This is a genomic window from Brachybacterium sp. P6-10-X1 (assembly GCF_001969445.1).
Lineage (GTDB): Bacteria > Actinomycetota > Actinomycetes > Actinomycetales > Dermabacteraceae > Brachybacterium.
Genome location: NZ_CP017297.1, coordinates 3,613,458 through 3,626,460, shown reverse-complemented (window position 1 = coordinate 3,626,460; position 13,003 = coordinate 3,613,458). Strand labels below are relative to the sequence as shown.

General features: G+C 68.4%; 12 protein-coding genes. 7 read left to right on the top strand and 5 right to left on the bottom strand.

Annotation, left to right across the window (positions count from 1 at the left end):
- Positions 1-17 precede the first annotated feature (17 nt).
- A complete protein-coding gene (locus tag BH708_RS16230; protein ID WP_076810059.1) occupies positions 18-1,406 on the top strand; it encodes a sodium/glutamate symporter in 1,389 nt (462 codons plus the stop codon).
- Between the two features lie 64 nt (positions 1,407-1,470).
- On the opposite strand, the gene BH708_RS16225 is transcribed toward BH708_RS16230, so the two are convergent.
- Genes BH708_RS16225 through BH708_RS16215 form a run of 3 tightly spaced genes read right to left on the bottom strand, consistent with a single transcriptional unit; the run spans position 1,471 to position 3,829 of the window.
- Entirely contained in the window at positions 1,471-2,496 is a 1,026-nt protein-coding gene (locus BH708_RS16225; protein WP_076810058.1) for a LacI family DNA-binding transcriptional regulator, read from the bottom strand.
- Between the two features lie 45 nt (positions 2,497-2,541).
- Complete coding sequence (locus tag BH708_RS16220; RefSeq protein WP_076810057.1) at positions 2,542-2,868, bottom strand: hypothetical protein; 327 nt, start codon at positions 2,866-2,868, stop codon at positions 2,542-2,544.
- A gap of 31 nt (positions 2,869-2,899) precedes the next feature.
- Positions 2,900-3,829: a DUF6772 family protein gene (locus BH708_RS16215; protein ID WP_076810056.1), complete on the bottom strand. Its 930-nt coding sequence runs from the start codon at positions 3,827-3,829 to the stop codon at positions 2,900-2,902.
- Between the two features lie 164 nt (positions 3,830-3,993).
- Between BH708_RS16215 and BH708_RS16210 the strand changes: the two genes are divergently transcribed.
- From BH708_RS16210 to BH708_RS16185, 6 genes are all read left to right on the top strand, one after another.
- Positions 3,994-5,283, top strand: coding sequence for an ABC transporter substrate-binding protein (locus BH708_RS16210; RefSeq protein WP_076810055.1), 1,290 nt, complete (start codon positions 3,994-3,996; stop codon positions 5,281-5,283).
- Entirely contained in the window at positions 5,280-6,221 is a 942-nt protein-coding gene (locus BH708_RS16205; RefSeq protein WP_076810054.1) for a carbohydrate ABC transporter permease, read from the top strand. The genes BH708_RS16210 and BH708_RS16205 overlap by 4 nt, the downstream gene beginning before the upstream one ends.
- Entirely contained in the window at positions 6,208-7,056 is an 849-nt protein-coding gene (locus BH708_RS16200) for a carbohydrate ABC transporter permease (protein ID WP_076810053.1), read from the top strand. Before BH708_RS16205 ends, BH708_RS16200 begins: the two co-directional genes overlap by 14 nt.
- A gap of 33 nt (positions 7,057-7,089) precedes the next feature.
- Positions 7,090-7,872: an alpha/beta hydrolase gene (locus BH708_RS16195; protein ID WP_076810052.1), complete on the top strand. Its 783-nt coding sequence runs from the start codon at positions 7,090-7,092 to the stop codon at positions 7,870-7,872.
- 111 nt (positions 7,873-7,983) lie between these two features.
- Positions 7,984-8,904, top strand: a complete 921-nt coding sequence (locus tag BH708_RS16190) for a phosphotransferase enzyme family protein (protein WP_253705581.1) — start codon at positions 7,984-7,986, stop codon at positions 8,902-8,904.
- 402 nt (positions 8,905-9,306) lie between these two features.
- Positions 9,307-9,726: a hypothetical protein gene (locus BH708_RS16185; protein WP_076810050.1), complete on the top strand. Its 420-nt coding sequence runs from the start codon at positions 9,307-9,309 to the stop codon at positions 9,724-9,726.
- 246 nt (positions 9,727-9,972) lie between these two features.
- On the opposite strand, the gene BH708_RS16180 is transcribed toward BH708_RS16185, so the two are convergent.
- Together BH708_RS16180 and BH708_RS16175 are read right to left on the bottom strand one after the other, a co-directional pair.
- Positions 9,973-11,454: an SPFH domain-containing protein gene (locus BH708_RS16180; protein ID WP_076810049.1), complete on the bottom strand. Its 1,482-nt coding sequence runs from the start codon at positions 11,452-11,454 to the stop codon at positions 9,973-9,975.
- Positions 11,455-11,647: 193 nt separating this feature from the next.
- Positions 11,648-12,913, bottom strand: coding sequence for an ROK family transcriptional regulator (locus BH708_RS16175; protein WP_172805772.1), 1,266 nt, complete (start codon positions 12,911-12,913; stop codon positions 11,648-11,650).
- Positions 12,914-13,003: the final 90 nt, after the last annotated feature.

Genomic DNA, 13,003 nt, shown 5'->3' with positions numbered 1-13,003 from the left:
GACATCTGGAGGCAACGATGCCTGAACTTCACGCCATCGACGGCGACATGCTCGGTTCACTGCTCCTCGCGGCGTCGGTCCTCGGCGCACTCCTCCTGCTGGGAGTTCTCCTCCGCGCGCTGGTCCCCGTCTTCCGCACGTTCTTCATTCCCTCCGCCCTGCTCGGCGGTCTGATCGGGCTGCTGGCCGGACCGTATGCCCTCGGTCTCGTCCCCGAGAGCATCAACACGACCTGGTCGGGGATCGCCGGCGTCCTCATCACCATCGTCTTCGCTCCGATGCTGATGGGCGAGCAGCTCCCGAAGCTGAACGAGGCTGCCCGGGAAGCCGCACCGCACGTCTTCTACTCGTACTTCAGCAGCTTCGCCGTCGTCGCGGTGCCCGCCCTGCTGACGTTCTTCCTCTTCACGCCGCTGTTCGGCACCACCCCGATCTTCTCGACCATCTTCGAGGTCTCCTGGCCGGGCGGCCACGGCACCGCCGCCGGGATGGAAGGGGCCTACACGGCACTCGGCTGGGCCGACGGTTCCTCCGTGGCGCTCGGCTCCGCGACGGCCGGCCTCGTCTTCGGCATCGTCGCCGGCATGGTCATGATCAACATCGCCGCCCGCAAGGGGCAGCTCAAGAACTACAGGGCCGGGACCTCGAAGGCAGCCAGCGACATCCTTCCCGAACACGAGGCCCAGGTCGAGTCCACCGGGCGCCTCCAGAGAGCCTCACTCGACAATCTGGCCTTCCACCTCTCGCTGATCGCTATCGCCGTCCTGCTCGGATACGGCATGAAGCACGTCGTCGACATGGTCCTCACCGGCGTCCCCCTCTTCCCGCTCGCCATGATCGGCGGATTCATCGTCCATCTCGTCATCGTCCGCACCCCCGCTCAGAAGCTCGTCGACAAAGCGACGTTGAACTCGATCGCAGGAGTGGCGCTCGACTTCCTCGTCGTCTCCGCCGTCGCCTCCCTGTCCCTGCCGGTGCTCCTGGACAACTGGCAGGCCCTGGCCATCACCCTCGTCGTGATGGCGGTGATGAGCGTGGCGATCTTCTCCTGGATCGGACCGCGCATCTTCGGCGAGGACTGGGTGGAGAACAGCATCGTGAACTTCGGAGCCATGACCGGAGTCGTCTCGGTAGGCCTCGTCCTCCTGCGCGCGGCAGACCCGAACTTCAAGACCGGGGCCTTCCGAGGTTTCGCACTTCGCGCCCCCTTCGCGAGCCCGTTCGTCGGCGGCGGTCTGATCACCGCCATGTTCCCCATCGCCGTCGCCACCTGGGGAAACCTTGCAGTAGGGATCGGCTGCGCCGTGCTGTGCGCCCTCCTCATCGGCCTCGCGATCGTGACGGGGGTCTGGAAACGGCCCTCTGCTCGCAACGCTGAGCAGCGTGAATCCGCCATGATGCGGTAGCTCCGGCCCGGGGCCGCACCGAGCGCTCCAAGCTCCGCCGCAGGAGCTGTGGCCGGTATACCGCTCAGCCCCTCCGCCCACCCGGCACATCCGTCGATCCCCGCTCGATGAGCCGAGGCGCCGGCTCCTCCAGGACGACCGCACCCTCCGCCGGCGCATCGATCTGCTCGATCAGCAGGTCGACGGCCCGCCGACCGATTTCGGCCAGGGGCAGCTCCACGACCGTCAGCGGCGGGTTCAGATGCTCCGTGAACCAGGCGTCGTGGATGCTCACCACGGAGACGTCGGCCGGGAGCGAGAGGCCGGCGGCGACGACTCCCGCATGCACTCCGAGCGCGCTGGTCGAGGTCACCACCACCAGGGCCGTGGCCCTGCCGCCCGTGGCGACGTACCGCTCGATGCCGGCTCGAGCCGTGCCGGCGTCCCATCCCCCGCTGATCATCGGGAGCGGAGCGACGTCGGCCGCCTCGAGCGCGTCGAGATACCCGCGGAAGCGACGGTCCGAGGTCGCCCCTTCGGCGCCCACGAACGCGATCTGCCGGTGCCCGAGCTCCAGGAGCCGCTGCGTCGCGATCGTCGCGGCCGTGGCGTCGTCGAGGCGCACCGTCCGCAGCCCCGGCGTCTCGTCCGCGTTGAAGACGACCGAGGGGACGGACCGCGCGACGTCCTGCAGCCCGTGGCTGTCCGCCGCGAACCCGCTCTGGATGAGCAGGCCGTCCACCCGGTGCCCGCGGACGAGCGTGCGGAACGCGCCCTGGCGCTCCATGAGCTCGTCCGCGTTCAGCAGGACCACCGAGTACCCGCGCTCCGCCGCGGCGATCTGCGCCGTCTCGACGAGCTGGGCGTAGATCGGATCGTTGACGTGATGCAGGGCGAACCCCAGCAGCCCCGTGCGGGAGTTCCTCAGCGCGCGGGCCGAGGCGTGCGGCGTGTACTGCAGCAGGTCGATGGCGTTCATGACCCGCTCACGGGTCTCGGGGCGGACCTTGAGCGTGGAGTCCTCGTTCAGGATCCGGGAGACCAGGCCCGGGGAGACCTCGGCGAGCTTCGCCACCTCCGACAGCCGAGCCGTCTTCCGGGAGCCCTGCATGTCCGTCTCCCTCCGACGTGCTCAGCGATCGCGGGCCACACCCCGTCAGCCCTTCAGGTTCAGGTGCACCAGGATACGGGCCGGCCGCTCCTCGCTCGCGCCCTCGATCCGCAGTCGGAGCCAGGCGCCGAACACGGTCAGGCCGCTGTCCAGGATCGACTGGTCGGACCCGAGGGTGCGGGGCTCGCCGCGGGGGATCCAGGTGATCCCGTCCGGGGAGATCTCGGTGGTCACCCGGAGCTCCGGATGCTCGCCCTCCACCTGGGTGAAGAAGACGGCCTCCGTGGCCCAGCCGGCCTCGTAGGGAAGAGTGGTGTGCTCGGCGGTGATCCAGATCCGCCGGGCGAGGACGGAGGTGTTGGTGGTCTGCACTGCATGATCCTTTCGTCGCTGCGGGGCCGGGTCACTCGGTCGAGTACACGACGGAGTCGAGGAAGAGGTGGACGGGACGGTCGTTGTCCGTCTCCACGTAGAAGATGGGGTTGATGAGGTTGTCGATCGAGCGATACCGGTCCGCGAGCGTCGGCTGGATGCCGCGCAGGTCGAAGACCTCGTCCATGCTCTGCAGCTCGATGTACTCCCGCTTCTCCACGTCGACCAGCAGCCGGAAGTACAGCCAGTTGATCTTGTCGGGGCTCTCGTTGTAGAGCAGGTCCTGCTCCCCGCCGGGCACCCACTGATAGCCGTCGGTCGAACCGTCCTCGTACCGTCGGCCGTACCAGAGGTTGTCGATGCCGGGAGCGCACCACCCGTTCTCCACGCCGAAGTTCCAGTCGGCGTGGGTGACGCCCTCCGCGGCCTTCCAGTACTGCCATTTCTTGACGAGCTTGCCGCCCAGCGAGTTCACGTAGCGCACGCCGGGCATGTACCGATGCTCGGAGTCCTGGATGTCGAAGTAGAAGCCGAAGGCGCGGATGTCCTCCTCCCCCAGCCCGATCCGGTCCTGGGCGGGGGTGTAGGAGTACCAGGTCTCGATCTGGATCTTCGAGGGGTCGCCGAAGCGGGAGAGGCGCTTGAGGGAGATGCCCATGCTGCCGTCGGCCGGCGGCTCCGTGTGGGGCGCCGCCGCGGCGCCCGTCGTCAGCTTCAGGGAGTAGGTGCCCTCCATCGAGCCGTGCGACGCCGCGAACCGCATGGGGGCCGAGCTCAGCATGGACGGCGCCCAGCTGGTGAGGTCGACGGCGCTGTCGAAGGACTCGTAGTCGTCGTAGACGAAGTTCGGGGTGAGGTCCATCCACCCGTTGAAACCCGTGTCGAAGTCGTCGAAGGTGATCACTCGCTCGAGCGGGTCGAAGCGCTCGAGCTGCCGGTCATAGGCCAGGAACTTGTGCATGTCTGCCTCGGTAAATCGCTGTCATGGATGGATGCAGCCAGTCAGTTCGCAGAGCAAACCCACTGGCAGTCGATTCCACAGTGTCTTGCATCACTGAGTATCACGTTATACCTTAGGGCATCGGCGACGCGACGCAGCGCGCCAGGTGGACAGGAGGGCACCAGATGCGACGACGTAGTTTCCTCGCCGGGCTCGGGCTCGCTACGACGGCGGGAGGCCTGGCCGGGTGCACGACCGGATTCTCGCGGGATCGGCCGGACGGCGACGGCATCACGCTCCGGATGACGATGTGGACGTCGAACCCGAACCAGATCGCACTCTTCGACGAGATCGCCGAGGACTTCATGGCCGAGAACGAGGCGGTGACGAACATCGAGTTCGAGAGCCTCACCCTCGACCAGCTCGACATGGTGCTCACCACCGGCATCACCGCCGGCGACGCCCCGGACCTGACCTGGCTGCCGGTGGAGTCCAGCCGCGAGTACATCGACGCCGGCGCCCTGCTCGACACCCAGCCGGCCCTCGAGGCGACACCGGGATACGACCTCGACGATCTCGTCCCCCATCTCCAGGAGTCATGGCGCGACGGCGATGCCCGGTACGGCGTCCCCTTCTCCACCGGGCCGCTGATCATGTACTTCAACAAGGATCTCTACGCCGATGCAGGCGTGAAGTCCCCCGCGGACCTGCTCGCCGACGACGACTGGACCTGGGAGTCCTTCCGGGAGACCTCGAAACAGCTCACCGACGCCACCGGCGTTCCCGGGTACGTCGTGAACGATTTCGACTTCCGCAACTGGACCCGCCTGCTGCCGCTGATGTTCTCGTACGACGCCTCCCCCTGGAACGAGGACGCCACGCAGTGCACGGCCGACAGCCCCGAGATGCGCGAGGCCCTCGGGGTGTTCCTCGGGATGGTCTTCGAGGACGGATCCTCCGCGGTGCCAGGGCAGCAGATCAACTTCTGGGGCGGCCAGGCGGGCGCCACGTCGGCGTTCCTGGGATCCAGCTCGCTGCTCGCCGACGCGACCTTCGACTGGGACATCGTCCCCACCCCGAACGGCCCCGCCGGTGACGTGCAGGCCGTCGGGCAGTCCGCCATCGTGGCCCTCACGGCGGGAAAGCATCACGATGCGGCACTGAAGTTCCTGGCCTTCCTCACCAACCGCGAGAACGCCGCCCGGATCTCGACGTACTTCCCACCCGCCCGCACCAGCCTGCTCAGCGCCGAGGTGCTGGCCGAATCCTCCGGTCTCCTCACCGCCGAGGACCTCGAGCCGATCGTCGCGTCGATCACCGAGCGAGGTCGCATCTTCCCCGTCGCGCCGAACGCCGCCAGCGTCGCCAACGCGCTCAACTCCTCCTTCGACGAATTCGTCTACACACCCGATGCGGACCTCGACGAAGCGCTGCCCAAGGTGTGCACGGCGATCGAGCCGGTGTTGTCGCTATGACGGCCACGACGGAGACCTCCGTGCGGGACCGCACCACACGACGTGACCACCGCACCTCGAGACGTGACGCGGGGCGCAACCTCTTCGGATACTCGCTCCTGGCCCCGCAGATGATCGGCTTCACCGCGGTCGGCGCGGTCGCGATCCTCTGGGTGATCTGGCTCAGCCTGCACCACGTCAATTCGCTCGCCGGCACCCAGGAGTTCGCCGGACTCGACAACTACGCCCGGATCCTCACCGACCCCAGCATGATCACCGTCCTGCCCAACACCGTCTTCTTCGTGGCCGTGCTCAGCATCGCGGGGACGGTCGCCGCCCTGCTGCTCGCGGTGCTGCTGAACCAGTCGCTGCGCGGGATCACCGTCTTCCGATCCATCATCTTCATCCCGGCGCTGGTGACGATGGTGGCCTGGGCGCTCGTGTGGAGCTTCATCGTCCAGCCCGAAGGACTGCTCGACGCCCTGCTGGGCAGCGTGGGGATCGACGGGCTCCCCTGGCTGCGCGGAGGCTGGCTGACGCTCGTCGTCTTCGCCGTCATCCAGCTGACCAAGAACATCGGCATCAACATCGTGATCCTGCTCGGCGCCCTGCAGTCCGTCCCCCAGGAGCTCATCGAGGCCGGCCGCATCGACGGAGCCGGCCGTTCGCGGCTCCTGCGCAGCATCGTGATCCCCCAGATCTCCCCCGCGATCCTCATGGTCTTCATGCTGACCGTCGTCGGCTCGTTCAAGGTCTTCGAGATCGTCCTGCTGCTGACCGAGGGCGGCCCGGGCGTGCAGAGCTCGGTGCTCTCCTTCGAGGTGTACAAGCAGGGCTTCCTCCTGAACGACGTCGGCTACGCCAGTGCGCTGGCCGTGCTGCTGTTCGTGCTGATCCTTCTGCTCTCGGCCGTCATCTGGCAGGCCAGGAAGCGAGTGGTGTTCCATGAGGACGACTGAGCCCGCGAAGCACATCGGACGCACGCTGAACTATCTGCTGCTGTGCCTGGTCGCCTTCGTGGCCCTCGCACCGATCCTGTGGATGCTCAGCGCATCGCTGAAGTCCTCCAGCGAGATCCTCCGCTATCCGCCGACGATCATCCCCGAGGACGTCCAGTGGGGGAACTACGCCGACGTCTTCGCGCTGCAGCCCTTCGCGCAACAGTTCGTCAACTCGGTGGTGATCATGGCGCTGGTCGCCGTGCTCACCCTCCTGATGTCGGTCCCGGCGGGGTACGCCCTGGCGCGGATCAAGCCCCTCGCCTCCGGCGCGATCTTCCTCGTGCTGCTCAGCGCCATGTTCATCCCGCCGGAGGCGACGATCATCCCGCTGTTCCAGTACGCGGCCGAGCTCGGATGGGTCGACACGCACTATCCGCTGGTCATCTTCACCGCCGTGCTGGTCACCGCACCGATCGCGACGTTCGTGATGCGTCAGGCGTTCCTGACTCTGCCGGCCGAGTTCGAGGAGGCCGCCACCATCGACGGCTCCAGCCGGCTGCGCACCATGCTCCAGATCTACTTCCCGCTGGCGCGACCGTCGCTGGCCTCGGTGGTGGTGCTCGCCTGCTGGTACAGCTGGAACCAGTTCCTCGAACCGCTCATCTACCTGCGTTCCCCGGAGAAGCTGACGGTGCCTGTTGCTCTGACGCACTACGAGGACCCCATCGCGGGCCCGCTGTGGGGCGTGCAGATGGCGGCCACCACGCTGTCCGTGATCCCGGTGCTGCTGGTCTTCTTCGTCGCGCAGCGCCATGTGGTCTCCGGGCTCACGGCCGGCGGGCTGAAGTCCTGATCACCACTCCCGAGGACGTCTGAGAGGAAGTCCGTGCCTGCGCAGTACTCCGCCCCCTTGCATCTCGACTACGTGCAGTACACCGTTCGCTCGGATCGGCAGATGGTCGAGACGACCATCCGCGTGCTCGAGCCCGACGACCTCGAGGCGGTCGAGCACCCCCGGGTCCTCTATCTGCTGCCGTCCACCCCGGAGCTGAGCCATCGCTCGGGCGATGGTCTCGACGAGGTCCTCGCCCACGACCTGCACAACCGGCATGGCGTCGTGGCGGTCGCCCCGACGTACTCCGACTGGCCGTGGATGACGGATCTTCCGGACCAGAAGATGTTCCAGCAGGTCCTGTACTTCCTCGAGGACGTGGTGGGGTTCATCGACCGGCAGTACCCGGATCTGCCGCGCCTGCTGGTCGGGTACAGCAAGGGCGGCTCCGCCGCGCTGCAGCTGCTGCTGCGCTATCCGGAGCTGTTCCAGGCGGCCGCTGCCTTCGACTCCCCGATCATGAAGGAGCAGCCCGACCAGTGGGAGATGCCGTACTACTGGCCCGATCCGGAGCACTTCCGCGACTTCGCGATCCCGCACCTGTTGAGAACGAAGGGCCACGACCTCGGGGCCGCACCACGGATCGCGCTGTTCGGATACGGGAACTTCGGCAAGCACGCCCCGGAGTGGACCTACGATCACCTCAGCGCCGGCCACGAGCTCATGGACGAGCTCGGCATCCCCCACCTGTACGACAACGACACCCCGCGAAAGCACCGGTGGGACTCCGGGTGGCTCCCGGACGCGGTGTCCGCCCTGGATCGGATGTCGCGGTGACGGTGCCTGCTGCGATCGACGACCTCCCGCCAGAGACCCGGTCGCGTCCGAGGTCCGGGAACTCGGTTGTGCGTCTCCCGCACCTCCACGAGACTCACGCTGGTGGAATCGATGATGGTCAAGGCGGTCGAGGGCTTCGGCCTCGGGCAGGTCGAGGCAATGGTCCGCGTCGAGGGCGGATTGTCCAACGACATGTGGCGAGTGACCGCCACGAGCGGCGAGTACGCGGTCAAGGTCATGCGGGCCCATGCTGAAGCGGCTGACTTCCGCGACAACATCGAGGCGGCCTACACGATCGAGAGGAACGCGTTTCGTGAAGGCATACCCTGCCCGGAGCCCATGCCGACCGCCGAGGGACACGCACTGCTCCGAGCGGATGGTCACTGGCTGCGAGCCCATCGCTGGTGTGAGGGCAGCAGCCCCAACCCGGGCGATCATCTCGAGGACGCCGGCGACCTGTTGGCCAGGATCCACCGAGGGGGCGGACACGGTGTCCGGGCACTTGAGGACCAGCTGCGGGAGGTCGGAGCGTGGGCGGCCTTGGCCGACCAGCCTGGACTGCCGGAACGGCTCTCCGCTCAGCTGCGGTCCGCCGCCCCGGAGCTCGCCCGCCTCGAGGCTGCGACGGCGGCGAGCCCCCGCCTGGTGACGACATACGCCGACTCCCACGGCGACCTCGATCCCAAGAACACGCTCGTCGCGTCTGGCCGGCTGCTGGCCGTCGACTGGGACGCCGCCGGCCCTCGACCGATCGCTCGAGAAGCTGTCTCCCTGGCGCTGGACTGGGCAGAGAACGTCGACGACTTCCGCCGCGTACTCAGGGCCTACGCCAGCTCCTCCGGCACGACACTGCCCACGGAGGCATGGGTCTTCGGCGGATGGGTGGCGGCGCTGTGCGGGTGGCTCACCTACAACGTCCAGCAGCGAGCAGACTCCGACCTGGGACTGCGTGAGGCATCAGAGACCTGCGCCCGACTGCTCGCGCTGCATCGTGCCCTGGACGAGCATGTCTCCGCGCTCCACATCATCTGACCCTCACACGGGTCAGCGATTGCCTGCCTCACCCGGCCCGGCGCTCTCCTGCGCCGAGCAGTCACCGGCAGCTGCCGCAGCGACACCCTCACCCGACCCGACCCGAACCTCGTCGGCCGACCCAACGGGGGCTCCCGGACGCGGTCTCCGCCCTAGATCGGACGTCGCGGTGACGGCGCCTGCTGTCGGCGATCCCCTGCGCACAGGCCACCGCGCGCCACCTGCGACGTCACCGGCTTCCCCGTGCGCAGATCCGTCGAACGACCCCACCCCACCCTTGACATCAGGTCATGGCAAGGCAAAGAGTAGGTCAACGGAAGCTGTTCCGGCCTGGAGGGCGGCGGACGCGGACGTCGCGTGCGGCGATGCCCTCGGGGTCACCCGAGCAAGGAGTGATCGCTCATGATCCGCATCCGTCATCTCGCAGCCGTCGCCGCCGTCGGTCTGACAGGAGCCGTCTCTGCGCCCGCGGCGCTCGCCGCCCCGGAGAGCCTCGCTGCCCCGGCGATCCCTGAAGCGAGCCCGGCCACCGTGGAATCCGAAGCCAGCACGATCAGCCCCGTCGCCTACGCCGACCGGACCATACGCGAGTTCGGGGCCGGCGACGACGCCGATCTTCAGCGCGACACCACGGCTGATGCGCGCAGCGCCATCACCGAGCACGACGCCGCACCCACGCACTGGATGCGCACCGATGCCCAGGGCGCCGCGGGCCATGTCTACGTGACCTACGTGAACACCGAGACGCACGACCAGCTCATCCTCGGCGTGAACACCACCACGGGGATGGACGGCGACCATCTCGTGGACCAGGCGCGCTGAGCCCGGCAGGACCCCTCTCCCTGCTGCCCGGGACGCCCGGGACGCTCGCCACGCGACCACCGCCGTCACCCCCGACGCCGGCCGAGATCTGCGTTGTCGTTCGCACAACCGGCTGTGGCACCGTCAACGCAGAGATCGAAGGGCGATGGAAGGCGGGGGTTGGCGGTGGACGACGGTGTGGGGTGAGAGCTGCCCCGTGACCGGCCAGTCGGGCACCGGGACCGGTCAGTCGGGCCCCGCGACGGCTCAGTCGGTGCCGTCCTCGTCCGCTCCGCGGTTCGGGGCCGAGGGCGCGTCGCCGGCCGGGGCGGGGGTCGCGCCGTCACGCGGTGCTCCCCCGGTCGGCCGACCCGCCGACTGCTCCCGCAGCGCCTCCCCGATCGCCTCGCCCTGGGCCGTGCCGGTGGCGCGCCCCTGGATGAGGTCCGGGATGCTCAGGCCCAGCGTCGCCTGGACCGTGTCGAACACGCCGCGCAGGGCCCCGGCGGACTCGCCGGAGAACTGCTTGCCGGCCACGTCGCCGTCGTTGCCGTCGGAGCTGACCACGGTGATCTCGCCGATCTGCGCGTAGCCCTTCGCGAAGGTCTCCATGAGGGTGGGCAGCTGGTCGACGACGCGCTGGGCGAGCAGCGCCTCCTGGTTCTCGCGCAGCGCCTCGGCCTCGGCGCGCATGGCGGCGGCGCGGGCCTCGCCGGCCAGGCGCTCGGCCTCGGCATCGGCCTCCGCGCGCAGCTTCACCGCGCGGGCGTCGGCGTCGGCGACCTCGGCGCGGGCCTCGGCCTGGCGGCGCTCCTCGTAGGCGTCCGCCTCCGCGTCCTTCTGCCGGCGGTACAGCTCCGCGTCGGCCACGCGCTTGACGTCGGCGTCCAGCTGCGCCTGCTTGTTCTCCGCCTGCTGCTGGAGCACATCCTGGCGGGCCTTCTCCCCGGCCAGGGCCTCCGCCTGCTCGGCCTGCGCCCGTGCACGGCCCACCTCGGACTGCGCGTTCGCCTTGTTCGTATCGAGCGCCTGCTGCTCGACGAGGTTCTGCTCCTGGTTGCGGATGCTCTCCTTGGCGACGGCGCGCTCGGCGTTGGTCTGGCTGATCTCCGCCGCCTGGCGCTTCGCCTCGATCTCCGGCGCCCCGAGGGACTGGATGTAGCCGACATCGTCGGCGATGCCTCGGATCTGGAAGGAGTCGAGGATGAGGCCCTGCTCGCGCAGCTCGGGGATCACCGTCTCGGCGATCTGCTCGGAGAAGACCTTGCGGTCGCGCATCAGGGAGATGACCGTCTGCTGGGCGATCACGCCGCGCAGCACACCCTCGAGCTGGTCCTGCGTGAACGATTCGATGGCCTCGTCCTGGGAGGCGAACCGCTCGGCCGCCCGGCGCACCAGCGCGGAGTCCGAGCCGATCTTGACCAGCGCGACGGCGTCCACGGAGACGGTCACGTTGTCCGCCGACTGGGCGTCCGCACGCATGTTCACCTGGCGCTGACGCAGCGAGATGACCTCGTGGCGCTGGGTGACCGGATTGACGATCGCCCTGCCGTTGACCACGACCGTGGTCGCCGACGTGCTGCCGTCCTCATTCCTCTGGCTCTTGCCGGAGATCACGAGCGCCTCGTCGGCGCGGGCGACCTTGATCCAGCTGCGGATCACGAGGAAGACGATCAGCGCGACGACGATGACGACGACGAGGATCAGGGCGATGAACCCGACGATCCCGATGCCGAGGAATGTATTCATGCCACGTCCTCCGAGGGAGCTGAAAGTACGAGTTCAGTATTCCATGGGAGTGCGCCGGCCGAGGCCCCGACGGCCGATCCCGAGCTGCTCACGGATTCGCGGATCGGCGGGATCCAGGGACGCCGCACCGAGGGCTGCATCGCACGCGCGACGGCGACGTGCCGGTGATGGCGTGCGTGGGCGGCACCGGCGCTCAGGTGATGTAGAGCTGCTTGGGCGGATCGAACATGGTCTCCCACATCACCAAGGACGCGGCTCCGACAGCGCCCGCGTGCTCCCCGATGGACGTCCCGCGCACCTGAACGACGTGAGACGTGCGGCCGAGGTAATTGCGGTTCACGAGAGAAGGGATGATCCGCAGGAAGGAGGGGCGCAGAGCGGTCCACTGCGGTCCGCCCAGGACGATGGTGTCGAGATCGAGAAGATTCGCGAGCTGCGCGCAGACCCGCCCGAAGCTCCTCGCCGTGCGATCGATGATCTCAGCGGCCGGCGAATCACTGTGCTCGTCCGCCAGGCGGCAGAGCTCCGTCAGGGCATTCTCCACCGCCCCGGCATCCCCGAGGTCCACGACCGGCAGCACGCCGCGGCCGGTGGCCTCTCCGACCAGGACTGCCGGCAGGGCGGTCGCCGTGATGCAGCCGCGGCCCCCGCACTGGCAGATGGGGCCGTTGGGATCTCCGCTCATATGGCCGATGTCGCCGACATTGATCCCTGCCCCGCGCACGATGTTCCCGTCGAGCACGAGCCCCGCGGAGACGCCGGAGCCCAGGTAGATGAACGCCAGGTTCTCGTCCTCGCCCGATGACTTCCAGACCTCTCCCGCGACCGCCGCGATGTTGTCCTTCTCGACGGCGACGGGGATGGCGAATCTGAGCTCGAGCTCCTTCTTGAGCTCGACGACGTCCCATCCCGGGAGGATCGGCGCGTCGATCACCGTGCCGTGGGCGGCGTCGACCGGCCCCGGTGAGGCGACACCGATTCCCGCGATCAGCTCCACCGGCACCGAGGTGTCCTCGAGCAGGGAGCGGATGGTCGTCTCGACGAGGTCCAGCACGCTGGCGGGATCCGGGGTGCGCGGGGCGGGGCTGACGGCATCGCCGACGACGGCCCCGGCCAGATCCTGCATGACGACGGTCAGCCGTGCCGGATCGATGTGGAGCCCGACGGTGTAACGCGCGCTCGGCACCACCTCGAAGACGGCTCGGCGAGAACCGCTCCCGCCGCGCACGCGGCCGGTCTCCCGGATCATGCCCTCGTCGCCGAGGCGCCGGAAGATGTTCGACATCGTCTGCGCGGTCAGACCCGTCCGGCCCACGAGCTCTCCCCGGCTGATGCCCGCAGAACGGCGGATGAGGTCGAGAACGAGCATCTGGTTGTAGTCCGCCACGCGCGGGAGGTTGGTTCCTCGCTTCGTCCACCGCTTGATCGGGGCCGCCTCGGCCGGGTTCTGCGCTGCCATGAGCCGAACACTAGCGCCCGCGCCGACCGTTGACATCCATCAAATGGATTGCATAACGTACGTCACGTCATGGACGAGGCATCGCCGCCG